This is a genomic window from Methanomassiliicoccales archaeon (genome assembly GCA_014361295.1).
Lineage (GTDB): Archaea > Thermoplasmatota > Thermoplasmata > Methanomassiliicoccales > JACIVX01 > JACIVX01.
Genome location: JACIVX010000001.1, coordinates 877,083 through 899,292, shown reverse-complemented (window position 1 = coordinate 899,292; position 22,210 = coordinate 877,083). Strand labels below are relative to the sequence as shown.

The 22,210-nt window shown below is 48.7% G+C and carries 22 protein-coding genes; 4 read left to right on the top strand and 18 right to left on the bottom strand.

The genetic code is table 11. The features are described from left to right. Nucleotides 1–86 precede the first annotated feature (86 nt). On the bottom strand, nucleotides 87–980 hold the full coding sequence (locus H5T41_04500) for a prenyltransferase (protein MBC7108037.1): 894 nt from the start codon (nucleotides 978–980) through the stop codon (nucleotides 87–89). Nucleotides 981–1,421: 441 nt separating this feature from the next. On the opposite strand from H5T41_04500, the gene H5T41_04495 reads away from it, so the two are divergent. Continuing rightward, nucleotides 1,422–1,802: a 30S ribosomal protein S8e gene (locus H5T41_04495; GenBank protein MBC7108036.1), complete on the top strand. Its 381-nt coding sequence runs from the start codon at nucleotides 1,422–1,424 to the stop codon at nucleotides 1,800–1,802. 40 nt (nucleotides 1,803–1,842) lie between these two features. Further along, on the top strand, nucleotides 1,843–2,136 hold the full coding sequence (locus tag H5T41_04490; GenBank protein MBC7108035.1) for a signal recognition particle protein Srp19: 294 nt from the start codon (nucleotides 1,843–1,845) through the stop codon (nucleotides 2,134–2,136). Here H5T41_04490 and H5T41_04485 read toward each other — a convergent pair. Continuing rightward, nucleotides 2,124–2,414: a DUF211 domain-containing protein gene (locus H5T41_04485; GenBank protein ID MBC7108034.1), complete on the bottom strand. Its 291-nt coding sequence runs from the start codon at nucleotides 2,412–2,414 to the stop codon at nucleotides 2,124–2,126. The genes H5T41_04490 and H5T41_04485 overlap by 13 nt on opposite strands. 236 nt (nucleotides 2,415–2,650) lie before the next feature. On the opposite strand from H5T41_04485, the gene H5T41_04480 reads away from it, so the two are divergent. Beyond that, nucleotides 2,651–3,328 carry a metallophosphoesterase family protein gene (locus tag H5T41_04480; protein ID MBC7108033.1) on the top strand — a complete coding sequence of 226 codons (678 nt, stop codon included), beginning with the start codon at nucleotides 2,651–2,653 and terminating at the stop codon, nucleotides 3,326–3,328. A 79-nt stretch (nucleotides 3,329–3,407) separates the two neighbouring features. Next, the gene (locus H5T41_04475; GenBank protein MBC7108032.1) at nucleotides 3,408–4,196 is read left to right on the top strand and encodes a metallophosphoesterase; all 789 of its coding nucleotides are present in this window, start codon (nucleotides 3,408–3,410) and stop codon (nucleotides 4,194–4,196) included. Here the strand turns inward: H5T41_04475 and H5T41_04470 are convergent. The 16 genes from H5T41_04470 to H5T41_04395 all read right to left on the bottom strand — a co-directional run bounded on the left by H5T41_04470 (nucleotide 4,153) and on the right by H5T41_04395 (nucleotide 22,203). Further along, complete coding sequence (locus H5T41_04470; GenBank protein ID MBC7108031.1) at nucleotides 4,153–4,674, bottom strand: hypothetical protein; 522 nt, start codon at nucleotides 4,672–4,674, stop codon at nucleotides 4,153–4,155. The genes H5T41_04475 and H5T41_04470 overlap by 44 nt on opposite strands. A gap of 153 nt (nucleotides 4,675–4,827) precedes the next feature. After that, nucleotides 4,828–6,339 (bottom strand): Ni/Fe hydrogenase subunit alpha, encoded by a 1,512-nt coding sequence (locus H5T41_04465; protein ID MBC7108030.1) that lies wholly within the window; start codon nucleotides 6,337–6,339, stop codon nucleotides 4,828–4,830. Then, complete coding sequence (locus H5T41_04460; GenBank protein MBC7108029.1) at nucleotides 6,336–7,361, bottom strand: oxidoreductase; 1,026 nt, start codon at nucleotides 7,359–7,361, stop codon at nucleotides 6,336–6,338. Before H5T41_04460 ends, H5T41_04465 begins: the two co-directional genes overlap by 4 nt. Before the next feature lie 2 nt (nucleotides 7,362–7,363). Next, nucleotides 7,364–7,696: a hypothetical protein gene (locus tag H5T41_04455; GenBank protein ID MBC7108028.1), complete on the bottom strand. Its 333-nt coding sequence runs from the start codon at nucleotides 7,694–7,696 to the stop codon at nucleotides 7,364–7,366. A 40-nt stretch (nucleotides 7,697–7,736) separates the two neighbouring features. Further along, nucleotides 7,737–8,189, bottom strand: coding sequence for a hydrogenase iron-sulfur subunit (locus H5T41_04450; protein ID MBC7108027.1), 453 nt, complete (start codon nucleotides 8,187–8,189; stop codon nucleotides 7,737–7,739). Between the two features lie 2 nt (nucleotides 8,190–8,191). After that, complete coding sequence (locus H5T41_04445; GenBank protein MBC7108026.1) at nucleotides 8,192–11,200, bottom strand: CoB--CoM heterodisulfide reductase iron-sulfur subunit A family protein; 3,009 nt, start codon at nucleotides 11,198–11,200, stop codon at nucleotides 8,192–8,194. Further along, nucleotides 11,201–11,974: a hydrogenase iron-sulfur subunit gene (locus H5T41_04440; protein MBC7108025.1), complete on the bottom strand. Its 774-nt coding sequence runs from the start codon at nucleotides 11,972–11,974 to the stop codon at nucleotides 11,201–11,203. Further along, nucleotides 11,971–13,812: a CoB--CoM heterodisulfide reductase iron-sulfur subunit A family protein gene (locus H5T41_04435; GenBank protein MBC7108024.1), complete on the bottom strand. Its 1,842-nt coding sequence runs from the start codon at nucleotides 13,810–13,812 to the stop codon at nucleotides 11,971–11,973. Before H5T41_04435 ends, H5T41_04440 begins: the two co-directional genes overlap by 4 nt. Beyond that, nucleotides 13,809–15,113 carry a CoB--CoM heterodisulfide reductase iron-sulfur subunit A family protein gene (locus H5T41_04430; protein MBC7108023.1) on the bottom strand — a complete coding sequence of 435 codons (1,305 nt, stop codon included), beginning with the start codon at nucleotides 15,111–15,113 and terminating at the stop codon, nucleotides 13,809–13,811. The genes H5T41_04435 and H5T41_04430 overlap by 4 nt, the downstream gene beginning before the upstream one ends. A 149-nt stretch (nucleotides 15,114–15,262) precedes the next feature. Beyond that, on the bottom strand, nucleotides 15,263–15,673 hold the full coding sequence (locus H5T41_04425; GenBank protein ID MBC7108022.1) for a hypothetical protein: 411 nt from the start codon (nucleotides 15,671–15,673) through the stop codon (nucleotides 15,263–15,265). Continuing rightward, nucleotides 15,670–16,830 (bottom strand): (Fe-S)-binding protein, encoded by a 1,161-nt coding sequence (locus tag H5T41_04420; GenBank protein MBC7108021.1) that lies wholly within the window; start codon nucleotides 16,828–16,830, stop codon nucleotides 15,670–15,672. Before H5T41_04420 ends, H5T41_04425 begins: the two co-directional genes overlap by 4 nt. Next, nucleotides 16,830–17,246: a hydrogenase iron-sulfur subunit gene (locus H5T41_04415; protein MBC7108020.1), complete on the bottom strand. Its 417-nt coding sequence runs from the start codon at nucleotides 17,244–17,246 to the stop codon at nucleotides 16,830–16,832. Before H5T41_04415 ends, H5T41_04420 begins: the two co-directional genes overlap by 1 nt. Then, nucleotides 17,243–20,272, bottom strand: a complete 3,030-nt coding sequence (locus H5T41_04410; GenBank protein ID MBC7108019.1) for a CoB--CoM heterodisulfide reductase iron-sulfur subunit A family protein — start codon at nucleotides 20,270–20,272, stop codon at nucleotides 17,243–17,245. The genes H5T41_04415 and H5T41_04410 overlap by 4 nt, the downstream gene beginning before the upstream one ends. Further along, nucleotides 20,272–20,694 carry a hydrogenase iron-sulfur subunit gene (locus H5T41_04405; protein ID MBC7108018.1) on the bottom strand — a complete coding sequence of 141 codons (423 nt, stop codon included), beginning with the start codon at nucleotides 20,692–20,694 and terminating at the stop codon, nucleotides 20,272–20,274. Before H5T41_04405 ends, H5T41_04410 begins: the two co-directional genes overlap by 1 nt. Next, entirely contained in the window at nucleotides 20,691–21,653 is a 963-nt protein-coding gene (locus H5T41_04400) for a CoB--CoM heterodisulfide reductase subunit B (protein ID MBC7108017.1), read from the bottom strand. The genes H5T41_04405 and H5T41_04400 overlap by 4 nt, the downstream gene beginning before the upstream one ends. Next, the gene (locus tag H5T41_04395) at nucleotides 21,631–22,203 is read right to left on the bottom strand and encodes a 4Fe-4S dicluster domain-containing protein (protein MBC7108016.1); all 573 of its coding nucleotides are present in this window, start codon (nucleotides 22,201–22,203) and stop codon (nucleotides 21,631–21,633) included. The genes H5T41_04400 and H5T41_04395 overlap by 23 nt, the downstream gene beginning before the upstream one ends. Nucleotides 22,204–22,210 lie beyond the last annotated feature (7 nt).

Here is a 22,210-nt window from a genome sequence, read left to right as displayed (position 1 = left end):
ATTTTTTCTTTTAGAGGTCTTTTTTAAGGTCTCTTTGCATCGACAATCCTCTCAATGGGAAGAATTAATTGAAACTCCTTACAATCTCAAATCATCACTGAGATGGCAATCCCGATAGTCCCAAATATACCTGTTAGCAAAATCATCTGGACATTTGATAACATCCCTGTTACGAATGTTTCCAAATCACCAGGATTATTGAAAGATCCTGATATCGCTCTCAACGCAAAGGGCAGGGCCACCATGCAAAGCATTGACAACGGTGGGATGATACCCGCAATCCCCCCGCCAACAATTACTGCAAAGGCGACGACAGTCAGCAAGGAGAAGAGCCAAGCGGCTTTTCTAGGTCCGAGTGCAATAACCAAATTCCTTCTTCCTCCAGCGCGATCCGCTTCAAGATCTGGAAATTCGTTCAAGAGTAGGAGATTGAAGACAAAGAGACCTGGAGCGATGGAGAGATATAACGATGCCTCAGTTATTCTCGAGGTCTGAACAACATATGCGCCGAGGACCGGAAGAAAACCGAGGCCCAGGCCTGCAGTCACTTCTCCCATGAAAGATCTCGCGAAAACTCGGGTGTACAGTAATGTGAATACAATGCCGGGGATGATTATAGGCAAAAGGATAAGACCGATATCGATCAAAAGATATATGCAGAGCGCAAGTCCTACAAGAAAACAGACTAATGTTGCCTTCCTGACTTCTTCTGGTGTAAGTAATCCGGCCTGTAATATTCCGCTACCACCGCTAAACGGAGTCTTCCTTGTGTGCCAGTCAATTCCCGTCCTATAGTCATCAAGTTCATTGAGCGTGTTGACGGTGATATGCATCAGGATGAGTGCTGAAGTGAAAATTAGGAATTTTATAGAATCAAAGTATCCCTCAAGAAATGCCAAGCTGCTTCCCAGACTCGACATGATGATCGGAAGTATGAGAAATGAAGCCCTGATCTCTTTCAACCAAATCTTCACCTGCATCGCCATGGGTTAACTATCATTGATAATAAAGACTCTTCGTTTCATTCTTATTCCAAATTTTAATCTGACGATTACTGTAAATTTGATATGAAAGCTAATACTTCTAAATCACGATTGAAATTATAGCTATTTTCTTCTTGTGATCGCAATGTATGACTTATTCGAATCAGGATTAATTAGCGGTAGCGCCTTGATTGCCTCAATTCATCACAATTGTCAAGACTAGCGGGATCGATCGGAATATTCTTTTTTTTGGATTTCTTAATTGGTGAGTTCATCCCTTTAGGAAATAAAGATGGAGGAATAGATAATAGGTGTTATCAAGAGACCTCTGGTATGCCAGTTTAATTTGAACACTGCAAATTCCAATTAATTAGCATTGAGGGCAAGCAAAGTAAGTATTTTATATAGCGTTCCTTTTCTACTCTCCCGAGGATAGACATGGCTCTTTGGCAAGGACGGTCGCGGAGAAAACCATCCGGCGGTAGACTGCGGCCAAACAGGAAGAAGCGTCGATTCGAAATTGGTACAGAAGTACAGCCGACCCACCTTGGGGAAGAGAGATTAAAGAAGTATAGAACGATGGGTGGTAACTGGAAGGTTAGAATGCTCTCGGCGAAATATGCGAATGTAGTGGATCCTTCAAATAAGAAGACGGTGCGCGTGCAGATCGTGACTGTAAAAGAGAATCCCGCCAATCCTAACTATGTACAGCGAAACATCATCAATAAGGGTGCAGTCATCCAGACGGAACTGGGTCTTGCCAGAGTAACTTCCCGACCTGGTAAGGACGGTGCAGTCAACGCCATCCTGATCAAATGAGTTGCCAACTTATTTATACGAACTTCTTCTTGTTCCGTTCATGGTCTTCGACGAGGACACGGCCTGGGTTCTCTGGCCAGAATATTTTGACATCAGGCGGAAACGCTCGCAAGGAAGAAAGGTTCGGCGGTCGCTGGCAATCAACGATCCGACTGTGGATTTATTGGCAAAAGCGGTTGAAAAATTGGGATTGGAGTATAGAATCGAAAAGGACAAGGCATATCCGTCGAACTGGTGGGATCATAAGGGAAGGATTCTCGTCGAAAGGTCGATGCCGAAGTCCAAGTTGATTGCACTGGTCGCCGCGGAACTGTCAAGAATTCAACGGTCCTGAGGCGTTTCGACTTCCTCTACAAGTTTCTTACCTGCGGAAACACTGTCGACCGAGTGAATTACCGCACCTGTGTCTGCGATTGTCCGTTCAACTTCCTCAAAGTCGATCGATGTTCCCTCGATCGTGATCTTGATACTCTCTGTCTCCTGGTCAACTTCTTCTAATGTACAATTTACGCCAGAAACCCCGCTCAACACGCTCAACCGTTTGGAAAGTTCGACAATCGAGGGATGGTGAGGTTTGAGAACGTCGAGAACCAATCGCTTGATGTCGCTCAATTCAGATCACTTTCCAATTTTGAAATGCAACCGAGATATAAAATCGTTATGAAAGATCATCTATGTTTTAAAGAACTGGTTTTTGTAGGTTTATGGTTCTCGATTTCTTCTGGTGAAATATTCGATTCATTTTGTATTTCTCTAGTTGTTTTCCAATGTTGTTAAGCGCATAAGGTAACTAAATTTAACGCGATCGCGAGAAAGTTATAACTATTGTTGCATCGAATGTTGATTATGTGCTTATCGCGTTCATATCGGACATCCATGCCAATCTGATCGCTTTCGATGCTGTGCTCAGGGATATAAAAAAATACAGACCAGATATGATCATCTGCGCTGGGGATATTGTTGGGTATTATCCATATCCCAACGAAACTGTTGAGCGCGTTGTATCCTGTGGAATCAATTCAATCGTTGGTAATCATGATCGCGCTGTTGTGAGAATTAATCCTGTCGGCATGAACAGGATCGCGGCTGAAGCGATTTTGTGGACGGCAAAGAATATCAAAGCTGAATATGTTGATTATCTCCGCTCTCTCCGTTCACGGATGAACACGCGGATCGACGAATTGGCGGTGGGAATTTATCACGGGTCGCCGAGGGATGATGATGAATACCTTTACGAAATTGATGCGACCGAAGAGTTGCTCGAAATGAGCGAATCGTGGCTTGTCGTCACGGGTCATACACATATACCGTTCGTTAAGAAAATGAGAAGAGGGATGGTCATCAACGCTGGCTCTGTGGGACAACCAAGGGATGGTGACCCGCGTGCGAGTTACGTCCTCTTCGATTCAAGTTCAAGGGAGGCGTGGATTAAAAGGGTTGAATACGATGTTAGTGAGGTTGAGAAAAAGGTGAAGGAAGTCGGACTTCCTCACTTCCTGGGAGAGAGATTGAAGTACGGCTTTTGATAATTCGACAGTCGAGTGAATGAGAAACGCATCAGCGGAGAACCGAAAGATCAAAACGAAGCGATGAGGCGAAAACATGATGTCTCAGCGAATGAAAGCCCAGCCTATCCCAGATCATCCTATTCTCGAGATTACGAACGACGAGAAAATTCTCTGTGCAGGCGACCTGCATATCGGGATTGAGGAGGAGCTGGGAAAAAAGGGTATACACGTGCCAAGCCAGACGCATAGAATGGAGGAAGAACTTCTCGCGTTAGGCAAATTTCATGAGCGATTGATTCTCCTTGGCGACATCAAACATCAGGTACCAGGGACAACGAGACAGGAGAACATCGAAATTCCTCGTTTCTTGAGGAACATGAGAAACGTTTTCAGGCGAATCGACATCGTTAAGGGGAATCACGACGGAGGTATCGAGGATTACCTGCTCGACGGCGTCGTTCTGCATTCCTCAGCTGGTTTCTCGATCGGGAATATCGGATTTCTTCACGGGCATACGTGGCCTTCAATAGAACTTGCTTCGTGTGAGATTCTCGTCATGTCTCACAATCATCCAGCAGTGATTTTTGAAGATGGACTCGGGAATGTGCAGACTGAGCCGTGCTGGTTGAGAGCTTCCCCGACTGAGATAGTTTTCGAATATTTTGATACCTTCCCAAAGGAGATCATCATCATGCCCGCCCTCAATCGAATGCTTGGCGGCTCGCCGGTTAACGCGGAAGAATGCGAGCTACTCGGCCCCCTTTTTACAAACAAAATCGTCGATATTGCCAACGCCGAGGTTCATCTGCTCGACGGCGTCAATCTTGGCAGGGTGAAAGATATCACTGTTTCCTATCGAAGTAGACGCTCTTCGTCGTCGCGCTGAGCGGAATTCCAATGACTACTCTCGAGTTGATGAACCCCGCCTTTCTTGCGGCCACTCCTACTCTATACATAACTCTATTGTCAACGTTGTGAATGCTTGCAGTCTTTACCGCCGAACCAATCGCAATGCCTAGATCGAGAAGTCTGAAAACGCAGTTCGGTCCAACGAAATCCCCTTCAAGATGTCTTACCTTCATTTCCTCACATAAAAATCCACATCCAGCACAATCAACGCCGTTCGGAGGGTGATCGCGCAATCCAAGGAGCAAGACAGCGCTTGACTCGAGTACATTCTTTCCATCCCTCGTGAATCCCTGCTCGTTCCTCTCCTTTGCCATCTGAATCATCGTCTCGCCGAGTTTCTTTACGTCATCGCCCGTCAAAATCTTAATCTCGACGTAATCTTTGCCGAGTCCTTTCGGAGCGGTTTTCGCGGAGATCGCCATCAAATCGGCGACAAGTTTGACCGCACTCTCCATTTGATACACCTTCGTCCGTAATCCAAACCTTCTCCTAAATCATTTTCGTATGTCACGGGTTCTCAAAAATAAAATCGGATCATGATAGATTCCCAGCCACAAAAGAATGAAGATGTGAGAAGATTGGGAAAAGGTTGAAAAGAAGAAAATGTTTCAGAAATTTGAGATCCTTTTGTATTCTGTTCCATCGGGTTTTCTGATGCACACAGTGAGTGGCATGTGGCCCGGCAATGTGTGCGTCGCGCAGGAGTTGCAGGGATCATACGCTCTGTACGCCATTTCAATCATGTTGAGCAACCCTGGTGAGACTTCCCAGTTCTTGATGAGGGCCTTCGCCGCCTTTGCCACACTGATGTTGATCGGCGCGTTGTTGTTCGTTGTGCCAACGATCAGATTGACATTTTGAACGATACCGTTTTCATCGGATACGTAGTGATGGATGAGGACACCTCTCGGCGCTTCGACGCAACCAACACCTTCTCCAGGTGTTTTTGTCTTCGTTTTAATGTCTTTGCTCGTGATCTCTGGATCCTGTGCAAGTTCAAGCAATCTCTCGGAGGCGTAGAGAAGTTCGATAACCCTAGCCCAATGATACGCTTGCGTGTGGTGAATTGGCCCCTTCACGCCAGCGTCCCTGAAGAATCCTATCATCTTCTCGTACTCTGCCTGTGCAAGCGGCGTCGCGAATCCGCTTGACACATTAATCCTTGCTAGGGGTGCGACACGGTAGACACCGCTATCTGGCCCGTCAACAAGCCCTTTCCATCCAATTTTTTTCAAGAAACAGAACTTTTCGTAGCTCCATGGCTCGACATGTTCGCCGATGTACTCGAGATAATCCTTTGGATCGAATTTGGCGATTTCGTTTCCCTTTGGATCGATCGCTCTGAGCACGCCGTCGTAGAAATTGATCTTATTGTTTTTGTCCACAAGTCCAACATAGTTCGTTTCGTTGTAGAAGATGTTCGGATCGGTGATGATCGAGAGGTAATCTTTGTTCTTGAGGACGACGTTCTCAAAAAGTTGGCATGTAAACTTGGAAAACTCGACGCAGGATTTTGCCATCTTTTCGATCTCTTTTCTTTCGTCTTCACTGATAGGCTTCGACATACCGCCGGGAATCCCGCAAACGGGGTGAGTTGCCTTTCCACCGAGCATCTCCTGGATTTTCTGGGCGTAAGACCTGTGTCTGATGACGGCCCCTCCAATCTCAAGACCGACAGCGTCGACAACGCCTAGGATGTTTCTCTTGCCCGCTGGCGCAGCGGGACCCAAGACAAAGTCAGGGGCGGCGAGAGCATAGAAATGAGCGATATGGCTGTGAACGTAATGCGCCGAGTAGAATAGTTCCCTCAGCTTCTTCGCAGCGGAAGGTGGATCCGCGTCGTACACAGCGTCAAGTGCCTTCGTCGAGGCCATGTGATGAGCGCCAGGACAGACGCCGCAGAGTCTTGCAGTTAGCTTGTTCATTTCGTCGACCGATCGTCCGATACAGAATTTTTCAAATCCTCTGAGCTCTGGAACCTGCCAGTAAGCGTTCTTCACATTGCCGTTGTCATCGAGAAAGATTTCAATCTTGCCGTGTCCTTCGAGTCTTGTGATCGGATCGATCGTGATCCTCTTTTCCTTGATCTTTTGAGTCTGATCCCATACCTCGGGTGTCATTGTTTCACCACCACTTTTTCTTTGATTTTCTTCTTCTCCTTTACCCTCTTCTTAATGATCGATTTGGGCATTGTGAAGGCGTAGAAGGTTCCAAGTGGATCTTTGACCTGTGACATCATCTTGATAATGTCATCTTCAGATAGCTGTGTTTCTTTGTCAGAAACCTTGAAAATCGACGCGAGTGCGCTCAGCATGCTGCCACCCTGATCCATCACCGCTGCGGTTGGGCCCATGCATCCTCTGCATGGCTGGTTCGCCTTTAGGCATTTCGCACCGCACCCCGCTCTCGTTGCCGGCCCGAGGCATATGACGCCCTGCTCGAGCATGCATTTTTCTGGATCAATGTCGATTTCGAATGGGAGGTAAATTCTGTCGACCGCTTTGACGGTCTTTTTCCTTCCGCACTCATCGCAGAGAGTTTTCTCAGAGGCGATGACAGCTCCCTTGGGAGGAAGTGGCGCACCTTCAGTCAAATGTTTGACCACGATGTCAAGGAACTGATTGATCTGCTCGACAGTAGGGGGACAGCCTGGCATGTAATAATCGACGTCGACAACATCATCGAGCGTTAGAACCTGGTCGTATAAAACAGGAAGCTCGAGCGTACCCTCTGGTACCTCGCATTCTGTCAATGGAATCGTCCCCTCTTCGTTGACCGTCGAGAATGTATGCTTATAAACATGTTCGAGGATTTCTTTGCTATTCGACAGGTTTGCAAGACCTGGTATCCCGCCAAAACAAGCGCACGAACCGAATGAAACCATAATCTTTGACTTCTTTCTCAGCAGCTTTGCGACATGCTCGTTCTCGCTGTTTCTGACTGCACCGTTGTAGAATGTCACCGTAATGCCTCCGTCTGGAAGCGCTTCAACGTCCTTCAATTTCGCATCAACAGCGATTGGCCAAAACGCGATATCCGCGATGCTTGCGACGCCCAGTATCTTTTCGTCGATGTCCAGCAGAGCCACGTCGCAGCCTCCGCAACCTGCCCCCCAATATTGTGCAATTTTCACTTTTTCCATCATTAAGCCTCCTTCTCAGGGACCGTTAAAGCGGAATAAAGAGGAGAGTTTCCCTCTCTGCCCGCGTACTCAACCTTTCGCCACCTCATGAGAGCGATCAAGTGTCTGACGATATCCATTTTTGGGATACCCGTGAGGTCATGGAGTTGATGAACAGTTTTCGGCCCGTTTTCGAGTTCTTGAAGAATCATATTTCTCTCAATTTCTATTGTTGCTGCGTTGTGAAGAACGATGTCGTACCTCGTCTCGCTGACCACCTCTCCAAACACGTTGCCCTTCGTCGTGAGGATCGGTTTCTTTCCGAGGAGCCACCTCATACGTTCGCTTTCCATCATCCTGATCGCTGCATCGATCTTCTTTTCGACCCTGATGTTCTCACTCCTCCTTGATGGGGTTCGGCCCCAGTTCTTTGATTGTTTCGATGAACTCCTTGATCGTTTTTTGGAACTTTTCACCCTCCGAAGCGGATATCCATTCAAGTCTGAGCCTATCGGGATTGAAACCATATTGTTCGAGGAGCATCCTCAACATCGCGATCCTTCGTCGCGTCCGATAATTACCACCGATGTAATGGCAGTCGGCTGGATGGCAACCAGCAACAAGCACACCGTCAGCACCTTTAGCGAAAGCTCTGAGAACGAATTCCGGATCGACTCTCGCTGAACACATCGTTCTGATCACGAGGAAGTTTGGCGGCATTTGGAGTCTGCTGACGCCGGCGAGATCTGCGCCCGCATACGAACACCAGTTACAGCAGAAAACGATGATCTTCGGCTCCCACTCTTCCTGCGTTTCCACGGAAACAGTATCAACTTCGCTGATCGACATCTTCAATCACCTCCTGAAAGCGCAGCGTCGATCATCGCGATCATCTGCACTGTCTTGAATCCCTTCTGCTCCATCGCACCTGATGGGCAGGCGGCGACGCAGGCACCGCACCCTTTGCACAGCCCTTCATTAACCACGGCTCTCAGTTTCTCAGGGTTCGACGGATCTTTCACGATCTGGATTGCCTTATATTCGCAGACAGGCTCGCAAATCCCGCAACCATCGCAGATGTATTCATTGACGGCCGCGATGATCCCTTCGGTCTCGAGTTCCTTCTTTGAGAGGATCGTCATTGCTCTCGCAGCAGCCCCGCACGCCTGTGCAATGGTTTCATCAATGAACTTCGGCCAGTGAGCGAGGCCAGCGAGGAAAACACCTTCGGTTGCGAAATCGACCGGTCGCAGTTTCATATGTGCCTCGAGGAAGTAGCCATCCTTGCTCAGAGGTACCTTAACCATTTTGGCGATTTTCTCGTTATCGGGATTTGGTCTTATACCAGTGCTCAGCACGACGTAGTCCAGCTTGAGTGCGATTTCCTCGCCGAGTGTTTGATCCATGACTCTGACGACAAGCGCATCCCTGTCTTTTTCAACGACCGGCGGAGTTTTCTCGGGAAATCTCACGAAATTGACGCCGAGACCAGCAGCTTCTCTATACAACTCTTCCCTGAATCCATATGTTCTGATGTCTTTATGCAAGACGTAAACTTCCGTGGCTGGTGATCGCTTCTTGATTTCGATCGCATTTTTAATCGCGTGCGCACAGCAGATCCTGCTGCAATACTTAATCTCTTCATTTCTCGATCCTACGCACTGAATCATCGCAATCTTTTTCGCCGTGAACATACCGTCCGCGAGTTTCTTCTCAAGTTCAAGCTGCGTCATCACCCTGCTATCTTGCCCGTACAGATACTCCGTTGGCCTGTATTCCTCTGCCCCTGTTGCGATGATAATCGCCCCGGCCTCGATCTCCGAGTCCTTCGTCTTGACCTTGAAGTTGCCGACGAATCCTGTGACATCTGTCACTTCACTGTTGAGATGGACGGTGATGTTTCTCGATTCCATAATTTTCCTGATCGTTTCATCGATGAACGCCTGTGGCCTCTTACCGCCCTCGGGGAGTTGCAACTTTGCGAGGTTGCCTCCCAGGCGATCCGTTTTCTCAATTAGATGCACATTAAAGCCTTGTGCCGCGATCTCAAGAGCTGCGGTCATTCCCGCAAGCCCGCCACCGATGATGACTGCTGTTTGGTTGACAGGCAGTTTGAACTTCTTCAGTGGCTCTGCAAGTCTCACCTTGGCAACCGCCATCCTGACGAGGTCCATTGATTTCTTCGTCGCTTTTTCCGGTTCGTGCATGTGGATCCATGAGCATTGATCTCGGATGTTAGCCATTTCAAAAAGATAGGGGTTTAGACCGGCTTCCCTGATCGTGTTCTGGAAAAGAGGCTCATGTGTCCTCGGTGTGCAGGAGGCGACGACAACGCGGTTGAGTCTGTGTTCTTTGATCTTTTCCTTGATTCGCTCTTGTGTGTCTGATGAACATGTATAGAGGTTATCTTCTGCATAAACAACGCCCGGAAGCGTTCTTGCGTATTCGACAACCGAAGGAACCTTGACGACGCCGCCAATGTTGATACCGCAGTGGCAAACGAAGACACCGATTCTTGGCTCCTGACCGGCGACGTCGATCTCTGGCGGATACTCTTTGACTGTCACGAGAGTGTTTCTTGCGCTACTGATGAGCGATGCGGCCTTTGCCGCAGCGCCGGATGCCTCAGCAACAGTCGTCGGAATATCCTTCGGCGAAACGAAAGAACCACTGACGAAAATTCCGGGTCTTGATGTGGAAAGCGGGTTGTAAGTGTCGGTTTCGCAGAATCCATGTTTGTTGAGCTTGAAGTTGAGTCGTCTGCTTAGCTTCTCTGCATCGCTGCATGGTGTTAATCCGACAGAGAGTACAACGAGATCAAATTCCTCGCTGATCGTGTTTCCATTCTCGCTGTACCTGACGATGAGGTTCTTCGTCACAGGATCTTCCTCAATTGATGCGACTCTGGCGGCGCGATGGATCTTGATACCATATTCGTTCTCAGCTCTCTCCCTGTAATCCTCGAATTCTTTCCCAACCGCCCTGATGTCCATGAAGAAAATATGGGATTCGAGATTCTCAGAATGCTCGCCAGCGATGATCGCCTCCTTGATCGCGTACATGCAGCAGACCGAGGAACAGTAGGTCCGACCGACCTTTTCGTCTCTCGATCCTACGCACTGGACGAAGGCGATCTTTTTTGGGATTTCGCCGTCAGACGGTCTCATAACCGTCCCTAGATATGGTCCGGAAGCGCTCAGCATTCGTTCGAATTCGATGCTCGTTACAACGTTCTTGTAAACCCCGTATCCATATTCTTTCTTCAACGTGGCATCGAATTCTTCAAAACCTGGAGAGAGAATGATCGACCCGACCGAGATTTCCAAAGCATCATCGGATTTGTCGTAAACTACAGCTTTCGCTCTGCACTCCTCGGCGCAAACACCGCACCCGATACATACGTTCTTGTCGATGCTGTAGACGAGTGGCACCGCCTGGGGGTACATAATATATATCGCTTTCCTCTTCTTCATTTTCTCGTTGTATTCGTCGTAAGTTTCAACAGGACATTTCTCCGCACAAACACCGCATCCAGTGCATTTCTTCTCATCAACTCTCAGAGTTCTTTTCTTAAGTGTGACTCTGAAATCACCTGGCACTCCATCGATCATCTCAACATCCGCATTGCAGATGAGTTCGATGTTGTGGTGCCGACCCGCCGCGACGAGTTTGGGTGCGAGAATGCACATCGAGCAATCGTTCGTTGGGAAAGTCTTGTCGAGCTGAGCCATTGTTCCGCCGATGCTTGGTCTCTTTTCAACAAGATAGACCTTGAATCCTGAGTCGGCAAGATCGAGTGCGGCTTGAACGCCAGAAATTCCACCTCCGACGACCATCACAGCTCCTACAGGTGTCGCCATTTACACACCTCCCACAAGAATCGCCCTATACTTGGGCGACGATCCTTCGATTCCGCTCAACGCAATGAGATTCTTGGATCTCAGAACAACAACGTGATCAAGTGTCGTGTCTGGAGTTTCCCCAATTGCGTCCGCAAGTTCTTTTACAGAAAGCGCTTTGTGCTTTGTCAATTCAAGAATAAGGCTTCTCTTGAATTCCGCCTGAGCAACGGACTTGAGTATCGCATCCATCCTTTCTTGGTCGATCTTTTCTCCGTAGACATTGCCCTCAGTGGTCAGCTTAAGCTCCTTTCCTGAGAGCAGCTTAACCCTGAAAATTTTCGCTGCCTGGATCGCTGCGGATAACCTTGTCATCAATTCCTCATTGTTCTTGGCGGGTGATGGACCGATTTCTTTTATCTGCCTGACAAAATCTGTAACGACATTGGCGAATTTTTCACCCTCTGACGCGGAAACCCATTCCAGTCTCAGGCGCTCAGGCTCGATGCCCGCAAGTGCGAGAAGCTCCTTCGTGAGTTTGACCCTTCTTTCAGTGTAATAGTTCCCTGTGATATAGTGACAATCCCCAATGTGGCATCCGCCGATCATGACTCCATCGGCTCCAGCCTTAAAGACCTCAAGGATGATGTGAGGACTGACTCTCGTGCTGCACATGACTCTGACAATCCTGATATTGGTCGGATATTGATAACGGCTGACGCCGGCGAGATCTGCGCCCGCATACGAACACCAGTTGCAAAGGAATCCGAGGATTTTTGGCTCGAAATCGCTCATTCGATCACCTCCTGTAGTGCCGCTTTTGCTTCTGCAATCAGCTGCATATCTGTGTAGTGCGAGAGGTCGATTGCACCCTCTGGGCATGTTGCACCGCAACATCCGCATCCCTTGCAGGCCGCTACGATCACCTCTGCAACCCCATCCTTATTCTTCTGAATGGCCTTGTACGGACACACTTCGATACACGTACCGCAGCCAGTGCATAGCGTCGGGTTGACTTTTGCTGTTAAGGCTTCTGTCTGGACAAATCCCCTTGCGAGTGGTATCGTGGCTCGTGAGGCAGCTGCTTGCGCCTGGAACACGCATTCCGTGATATCCGCAGGTCCCTTTGCCGTGCCGCAAACGAAGATGCCGTCCGTTGCGAAATCAACCGGGCGGAGTTTGACGTGCGCCTCTAGGAAGAATCCATCTTGTCCCAGTGGCACTTTGAGCATCTTCGACAGTTCCTTTGCATCCGGGTTGTTCACAAGAGGCGTTGATAGAACAACCATATCGACGGTCATCTTTCTCTGCATCTTGAGCGTGTCATGCCAGTAATCAATGACCAGCTTGTCCCCTTCTTTGTAGACTTTCGGCCGGTTTTCCGGCGTGTACCTCACAAATCTTACATGCTTTTCCCTGCTCCTATTGTAATTGAGTTCGTGCTCCACGCCGTAGGCCATGATATCTCTGTTAAATATTGTGACTTCGATTTTACCTGCAGCTGGTGTGGGTGCCTCTTCCTCCTCCTCTCCACGCTCCCTTCTTCCTCTTCTCCTCCTTCTTCTTTCAAGAATTTCCTCCGGCGCTTTCATCTCGACTGATACTTTTTCAACAATTTCCCCTGTTTCAAGACCAAGCATGTTCTGATAATTCTCGACGACGTTTAGCGCGTTCTTGATTGCGACATTGCAACAGATTCTGGAGCAGTATGACTTGTCCTGACCCCTCGACCCAACGCATTGGATGAATGCAATGCTGTTGATTTTCGGCAGAGCTTTTTTCTTGCAGAGAATTTCAAATTCCGTTAGAGTCACGACGTTTTCATAGAGATCGTATCCATAGAGTCCTTCTGGTACATATTCAATCGCGCCAGTTGCAACAACGATGACGCCAACCTTGTCCTTGATCTCCTTTCCATTCGCATCGATCACGATGTTGTAATTGCCGATGAATCCTTCGACTGATACAAGCCTTGAATTGAGACACTTGATGATGTTGGCATTTGCCATCACCTTGTCGATGAGCGGCTTGATCGTCTCCATTGCATCCTTGCCGCCAAGGTAGAGGTTATTCAGGTTTCGCACGAAACCTCCAAATTCACTCTCCTTTTCAACCAGGTAAACAGGGAAACCCTGCTGTGCGATGGAGAGTGCGGCAACCATGCCTGAGACACCACCTCCGATGACGAGCGCCTTCGGTTCGACCTCGATCCTTGCCTCTTCCTGAGGTTGCAGAAGCCTGACTCTTGCGACCCCCGCTCTCACCAGGTCTTTCGCCTTTTGTGTTGCCTTCTCCTTTTCTTTCATATGAACCCAAGAACAGTGCTCCCTGAGGTTTACGAAAGTGAAGAGGTATTTGTTTAAACCAGCCTCCTCACACACACCTTGGAAAAGAGGTGCATGTGTCCTCGGTGTGCAGGAGGCGACGACAACGCGGTTGAGTCTGTGTTCTTTGATCGCGTCTCTGATCGATGCCAGACCGTCTTCCGCGCAAGTATATAGATTGTTTGTCGCGAAAACGACACCAGGAAGCGTTTTCGCATATTCGACGACGGCGGGAACATCCACAAAGCCACCGATGTTCGTTCCACAGTGGCAAATAAACACACCGATTCTCACAGGTTCTTCATTCATGCGAACACCCTCGACTCAAGAAGCACTTCAGCGGCCTTTGCCGCCGCGGCCGATCCCTGCGCAACCGATTCCGGAATATCGGCCGGTCCAGCGCAGTATCCAGCAACAAAGATGCCTGGCACATTCGTCTCGACAGGCGCCAGTATTCGATCCTTCGATTTGATAAATCCGAATTCATCAAGGGCCAGTCCAAGAACTTTCGCGAGTTCCACAGTCCCTGGCCTTGGAACGAGTGTCGTTGCCAAGACAACCATATCGAATGCCCTGCGTTCAGGTCGGCCCGCGACATCATAAGAAACAATGGGATCATGATTCTCCGTTTCCTCCTGCACCGTGCCATCGGAATTGATGTACTCAACACCGTAATCCGTCTTCGCCCTCACTACGTACTCGTAAAAGCCCTTTGCACATGATCTCATGTCTTTGTAGAAGATCGTTGCTTTGATCTCCTCATCATGTTCCTTTGCCAGCATCGCTTCCTTCGTCGAGTGCATGCAGCAGACGGCGCAGCAGTACGGATGATTCAGCTGCACGTTTCGGGAGCCAACGCATTGGATGAATGCGATTTTCTTCGGCCCTTTCCCGTCCGACCGCCTTTTGATATGGCCGCCGGTGGGACCGGCGGCATTGATCATCCTTTCGTATTCCATCGCAGTGAAGACGTTGGGGAATCTCCCATAGCCGTATTCGGATGCGATCTTCGGATCCCAGACATCGAAACCAGTCGCGACGATAATCGCGCCAACCTCAAGTTCAATAATTTGATCTTTCATGTTGTAATCGATTGCATCCCGCTTGCAAACCTTCTTGCACACGCCGCACTTTCCTTCAGTCAGGTATTTACAGTGATTTCTGTCGATTGTTGCAACTCTTGGAACTGCCTGCAAGAATGGCATGTAAATTGCTCTTCGTGTGGTAAGTCCCATTTCGAATTCGTTCGGAATGTCTTTAGTTGGGCACTTCTGGAAACATTCGCCGCACCCTGTGCATTTTTCCTCGTCAACATAACGCGCTTTCTTCAGCACTTTAACCTTGAAATGGCCCTTGCTCCCTTCCAGACCGATAACTTCTGAATAAGTCATAACGTTGATGTTTGGATGCCCGTAGCAGTCAGCCATCTTCGGCGCAAGAATGCATATAGAACAGTCGTTCGTTGGGAAAGTCTTGTCGAGCTGAGCCATTCGCCCCCCTATGCTGGGCTCTTTCTCGACAAGATGTACGATCACACCTTTGTCAGCCAGATCCAGAGACGCTTGTATGCCGGCGACACCTCCACCGATCACCAATACTGCTCTTTCCAACTCAATTCCCTCCGTTCTCTCTTATTCCCTCAGACGAGTTTGAAATAAGACCTTTACGACGGTCTTTTCCAAAACAGTCGAAATTCGAAAGTGAATATCTCCACAATTGGAGCGACGTTCCAAATCTCATCTCGATGATCATGTTGCCCTTACCCCCCGCCTGGGACGTCGCTTTGCGCTTGAGTCTGCAGATCCCTTCTTCCAGTGGCCATCAGCTCTTTCAGTCCATTATCGCCTGACAATTCGACAACCTTCATTTTAAACGATTTTTTCTTGACGACTTCCCTTTCAAATCTCTGGCAGTTCGGATAGGTGCAGGGTTGACATTTGCGTTCCGCGCAGGAGAGTTCTAGAAGAATGTATCTCTGCCTCATTTTGTCTGGATCAGGCGCTGGCGCTGATTCAAAAACTCGACTTGAAATAACCTTTCCTTTCCCTTTTTCACGGACAAAACGCTGACAATTAGGGTAAGTGCAAGGGTTGCATTTTCTTTCGGCGCACGAGAGTTCAATCATCAAGTACCTATTCTGTAATTCGAGCGGGATGTTGTCGGCCATCATCGGTCACCTCCTTTCTGCAGCTGCTCGGCGAGGACATTCCCGAATTCCCTCACGAGTATTTTCACGTTTTCATGAGGAATCGGAAGTTTCGGACTTTTTAGTAAGCAATTGAAATGGATTACGCATTTGGGGCAGAAGGTGAGCATCGCATCCGCCCCCGTTGCTGCCGCCTCGAGAAGCCGATCCAACTGCAGTTTTTGCGAAACTTCTCCGCAATTCGTAAATGCATTAACACCGCAACAACCTGCTTTTTCTCTGTTATTTTGCATCTCAATGAGCTCCATTCCTAAAGCATTGATGAGGTCCCGTGGCGGATCATAGATGCCGAGATGTCTTCCTAACCTGCACGAGTCGTGGTAGGTAATTTTCCCTCCTTTGGAATCGAAATTCAATTTTCCGTTGTCGATGAGATCGAGCAGGTACTCCGACATGTGAACGAGTTCAAAATCAAAATCGCCAAGAAAGTCCTGATAGTCAATCTCGAAGGTTCTTAAGCACTCAGGACATGAGAAAATGACGGTTTTAGCACCAGAATTGCGAATCACTTCGACGTTTTTATCCATCAGCTTCAGCATCGAATTTTCATCACCAGCCCAGAGCAAGTCATGCCCGCAGCAGACCTCATCGTTGCTGACAACTGGTTCGATCCCGGCGGCATTGAGTATCTTGACATAGTTGCCTGGCGTATTCTTTAGCTCCCCTGCCTTGTCGGAGAAGAGTGTTCCCAAATGAACAGCGCAACCCGTGAAATAGAAAACATCCCCCTTCTCTTTGATTTTCATCTCAGGGGTGACCCATTTCAGCCTGTTCTGTTTGCCCCCTCTCGCCATAAGGCGCTGATAGGTGTGCACTGCACCGGATTGAGAACAATCGGGCAAGTTTCCCGCTTTCATCGCTCTCGTTCTCAGTCCAAGAATGAACCCTGAGTAGTTCACTTCGTAGGGACACATATCATTGCACATTTCACACGTGATGCATGACCAGATGTCTCTGTCCTTGCTCAAGCTGTCTGAAACGCCTTCGAGTACTCTCAGTACAATCAGGCGCGGTGCAAATTTCGGATTGATGCGAGCGACTGGGCAAACAGATGTGCATTTGCCACATTCAACACAATCGTGTGCTCCCGTCTCCTCGATCAGTTCATCCAGCCCGACCATCACTTCACCTCTTTAAAGGGGCTCGGACCGAGTTGTTTCAGCTCTTCAGTAAACGAGCGCATCGTCTCAGCGAATTTCGCGCCTTCCGAAGCCGAAATCCATTCGAGCCTCAGTCTTCTCCTGTCGATTCCCAGAAGCTCCAACAGTTCGCTTGTGATTTTGACTTTTTCTTGGCACTTTTCGTTGCCAGAGATATAGTGGCAATCCCCGATATGGCAACCGGCGACGAGAACGCCGTCTGCACCGAGTTCGAACGCCCTAAGGATGAATTGCGGCTCTACCCTTCCGGAACACATAACCCTGATAATCCTTGCATTGGTCGGATATTGATAACGGCTGACGCCGGCGAGATCTGCGCCCGCATACGAACACCAGTTGCAGCAGAATGCGATGATCTGCGGTTCGAAACTGTTCATGCGACCCCCTCCCTCAACGCAGCTTCCACCATTGTCAGGATCTGCTCGTCAGTGAAATGCTTTGTCGTGATCGCGCCGGTGCAGCAAGCAACAGCGCATGCGCCACAGCCTTTGCAGAGTGCGGGGTTGATATACGCTTTCAAGACACCAGGTGCAACTTCCCTGACTGTAGCGGCTGAGAATTCACAGACCTCTTCGCATCGACCGCATCCCCGGCATCTCGCCTCATCGACACACGAGACCACCGCTTCAGCTTCAAGTTCATCTTTCGACAGAATTGTAACAGCTCTCGCAGCGGCGCCGCACGCCTGTGAGATACTCTCCTCAATGAGTTTAGGCCAGTGAGCGAGGCCAGCGAGGAAAACACCTTCGGTTGCGAAATCGACCGGTCGCAGTTTCATATGTGCCTCGAGGAAGTAGCCATCCTTGGTCAATGGCACCTTGAGCATCTTGGCGAGACGTTCGTTATCGGGGTTTGGCCTCACCGCGGCGTTCAGCACGACGAGATCAGGATGGATAATAAAGTCTTCCATCAGGAATTGATCCTTGACAGTTAGTTCCAATTGCCCGTCTGTTTCCTTCAGAACTGGTGGGCTATCTTCTCCATATCGAAGGAATACAACGCCGAGGCGCGCAGCTTCTGTGTAGTAGACTTCGTTGAACCCATAAGTTCGGATGTCCTTGTAGAGGATGTAAACGGTCGTCTCGGGATGCCGTCGCTTGAGCTCAATTGCGTTAGCGATTGACGTGAAGCAGCAGATTCTGCTGCAATTCGGAAACTCACGATTTCTTGAGCCAACACATTGTATGATTGCTACTGTTTTTGCATCGATCTTGTCCTCCGCGAGCATTTTGCCGAACTCGGTCTGCGTCACGACACGAGACGATACGCCATAGAGATATTCTTTCGGACGGTATTCGACACCGCCTGTCGCAACAACAATGACTCCATGTTCAATCTTCTCGCCGCTGGAAAGTGTCGTGGTAAAATTGCCAACATACCCAGAAATATCTTCGACTGTCGTCTCGAGATGAATTTTGATAAGAGGATTCTCGCTCACTTTTCTGACAATCTCGTTTAATATCTTTTTTGGATCTGAACCTGTAATCAGATAATTGATCCTTCTGAGATTGCCTCCCAATTCCCTTTCCTTTTCCACGATGTGAACCGGGAAACCCTGCGCCGCGATCTCAAGAGCTGCGGTCATTCCCGCAAGCCCGCCACCGATCACGAGCGCCGCTTTCTTGACTGGAACTTTTTGGGTAGGAAGCGGATTCAGAAGTGCAGCTCTCATGACAGACATTCTTACCAGATCTTTCGCTTTTTGCGTCGCTTTTTCCTTTTCCTTCATGTGAACCCATGAGCATTGATCTCGGATGTTAGCCATTTCAAAGAGGTAAGGATTAAGCCCCGCCTCTCTTAGTGTGTTACGGAAAAGAGGCTCATGTGTCCTCGGTGTGCAGGAGGCGACGACAACGCGGTTGAGTCTATGTTCTTTGATCTTTTCCTTGATTCGCTCCTGTGTGTCTGATGAACATGTATAGAGATTATCTTCTGCATAAACAACGTGGGGGAGTGTTTTTGCATATGCTGTGACAGTGGGGACATCAATGATGCCACCGATGTTGATACCGCAGTGGCAAACGAAGACACCGATTCTTGGCTCCTGACCGGCGACGTCGATTTCTTCTGGAAATTCGGTCGCGCTGACTAGTGTTCCTCGCGCACCGCTTAATAGTGAACCGACCTTTGCGGCGACCCCACTTCCCTGTGCGACCGTGTCAGGGATATCTTTTGGTGAAGAGAACGTGCCGCAGACAAAAATGCCAGGCACGTTTGTCTCGAGCGGGGAAAAGTCTGAAGTCCAGCAATAACCGAATTCGTTAAGCTTCACTCCGAGTTTCTTGCAAAGACGTTGCGCATCATCGGATGGTACCATCCCAACTGATAAAACAATGAGATCGAAAGTCTCCTCGACAAGCTCATCTTGTTGATTTTCAGTTTCCCTATAGTATCTGATAATAAGGTTTCCAGTAGCATGGTCTTCTTCAATTCCAGCAACTCGCGTGTTCCTCGAGATTTTGATGCCGTATTCCTCTTCAGCCCTTATTCTGTACTCTTCGAATTCCTTGCCAAAGGCTCTGACATCCATGAAGAAGATATGACATTGGATATCTGGCTCATGTTCCTGTGCAATAATCGCCTCCTTCAGCGCTGCCATGCAACAGATTGACGAACAATATCCGTGACCGAGCTGCGCATCACGCGACCCGACGCATTGAATAAATGCGATTCTTTTTGGTATATCGCCGTCAGACGGCCGGATGATATGGCCTCCAGTTGGACCAGAGGCGCTGAGCATACGCTCGAATTCAGAATTCGTGATTACGTTGGGAAAGATTCCGTAACCATATTCTCTTTTCTTGAAAGCCTTGAATTTGTCGAAGCCCATGCTTAAGATGATCGCGCCAACTTCGATCACCCTCGATTCCTCGTCGTATGGTTTGAATTCAATCGCCTGCGCGCTGCAGACCTTTTGACATTCGCCACACCCAATGCACATGCCCTTTTCAATTGTATAAACAAGGGGAACGGCCTGAGGGAAGGGGACGTAGATCGCTTTTCTGGGAGCTAGATTCTCATCGAACCAATTTGGACCTTCGATCGGGCAGTGTTCCGCGCAGATCCCACAGCCAGTGCATTTTTGAGGGTTGATATATGGGTAATGTTTGGTAACGGTCACTTTGAACTGTCCTGCTCTGCCTTCGACTTTTGTGATTTCGGCATTGCTGATGATTTCGATATTGCGATGCCTACCAGCTGAGACAAGTTTTGGCGCCATAATGCACATCGAGCAATCATTCGTCGGGAAAGTCTTGTCGAGCTGAGCCATTGTTCCGCCGATGCTAGGGCTTGAATCCACCAGGTAGACCTTAAATCCTGAATCAGCGAGATCGAGTGCAGCCTGCACTCCACCTATGCCACCACCGATGACAAGTGCCGCTCCAACCAATTCCTCTGGCATCAGAAAATCCCTCCCCTAACCGGTGTTGGGCCGAGTTTCCTCAAATCTTCAACCATCTCCCTGCAAATCTTAGCAAACTTGTCTGGCTCGGATCCTGCGATCCATTCAAGTCTCAGACGTTTCGGCTCAAGTCCTATCATTGGCATGATATCCTGAAGGAACTCCATTCTGTACGCGGCCTTTTCGTTCCCAGTCACATAAAAACACCCTCTAGGGTGGCAGCCAGCGACAAGCACTCCGTCTGCGCCATGCTTGAAGGCTTGCAATACGAAAACCGGATCGATTCTCCCGGTACACATGACTTTGATGATTCTGATATTCGGCGGATACTGCAGCCGCGATGTGCCCGCGAGATCCGCGGCGGCGTATGAACACCAGTTACAGCAGAAAGCGATGATACGCGGCTCGTATTGCTCCGTCATTTTGTCCCCCCATATTTTGAAATGATTTCATCTGCTGGAACGACATGTGCTTCGAGACCAAGACGTCGTGGATCGGCTCCCAAAGCGAGTGCGATGAGTTCGGTGATGTGGAAAACAGGTATACGCGTCAACTCAAGTCGCTCCTGCACCGTATCAAGCTGCAGGAGGCAGTAAGGACAGGGTGTTACGATAAGATCTGCTCCAGCATTGATGATATTCATCAATTTATCCCTTGAAATCGCAGCTGCTAGATCAACAACATACGATCTAACTCCGCCACCCGCCCCACAACAATCAAGCTTGTTTTCGTAATTGATCGATTCTGCACCTAGGGACGCGACGATCTCATCAACCATAATTGGATTGACCGGATCTTCGATACATTCTCTCTCTGTTGGACGCAGGTAATGGCATCCATAATGAACAGCGACCTTCAGTCCTTTGAGGGGGTTCACGACGGCCGATTTTATTGATTCCAGTCCAATATCTCTATAAAGAACATCAACGAAATGTCTAACCTTTATTGGCTCCAGGACCCTACGGCCTTCGGGTGTTACTCTCGGAATCCCTGTGTATTTCATGAATACATTCTTGAGAATTCTGTTGACCATTCCGAGTTTTTTCGGATCAGATAATTGCTCGGTGGCCATTAAAAACGATGAAAAACAGCCGTTGCAGAAAGTGACGAGTTCTTGTTTTCGATCCTGCGCGATGCAGAGATTTCTTGCTGCAAGGGCGAGCCATGTCTCTTTGTCAGAAGAGTAGAAGATGCCCGGCACGGGACAACACGTCGCCTGCGGGATATCGCTGAAAAGTTGGTTACATCCGAGCTTTTCGAGGATGACTTTGATCGATCGCTCAATACCAGGATACCTGTTCGGTATGATGCATCCGTAGAACAACCCGTATTTAGCAGCTGTCCTTGCGTCCTTCGTATCAATCACCCAGATCGATGCCAATGAGTTTGTCGTAACCAGTTGCTCTCATGATTGTTCTGATGTCCATGATCGCCTTGGATCGGTATCGTTCGTCAAATGGCTTCTCGTTCAATCCAATCTTTTTCCTCAGATCCAGGATCTTATCTGAAATCTCGATCGCCTGCCCAAGATTTGCCACATTATTTGATATCGAGACAACGAATGGCGGTGGGCCGAGCTCTCTGACAACTATATGCCTTAGGGCAACAATCAACTCCGCTGGATTCATGCCCGCTGGGCAGTGTTCATAACAGCGATGGCATGTCGCGCAAACCCAGGGAGTTGACAAAACTTTTTCTTTCAATCCCATTTGGCACATTTTGATAATATTTCTGATCTTATTTTCTGTCTTCAACGAAACGGGACAGACGCCCGTGCAGTTTCCACACTGAAGGCAGACCTGGACATCGCCCCCGCCCATTTCGATGATGGCTTTAATGAAGTCGCGGTCGCATTCTTCGTCAACAATTGGTACCTCCTCCAGCAGTCTTTCTTTCTCACTGATAATGAATTCTTTTTTTGCATGACCCATATCCATA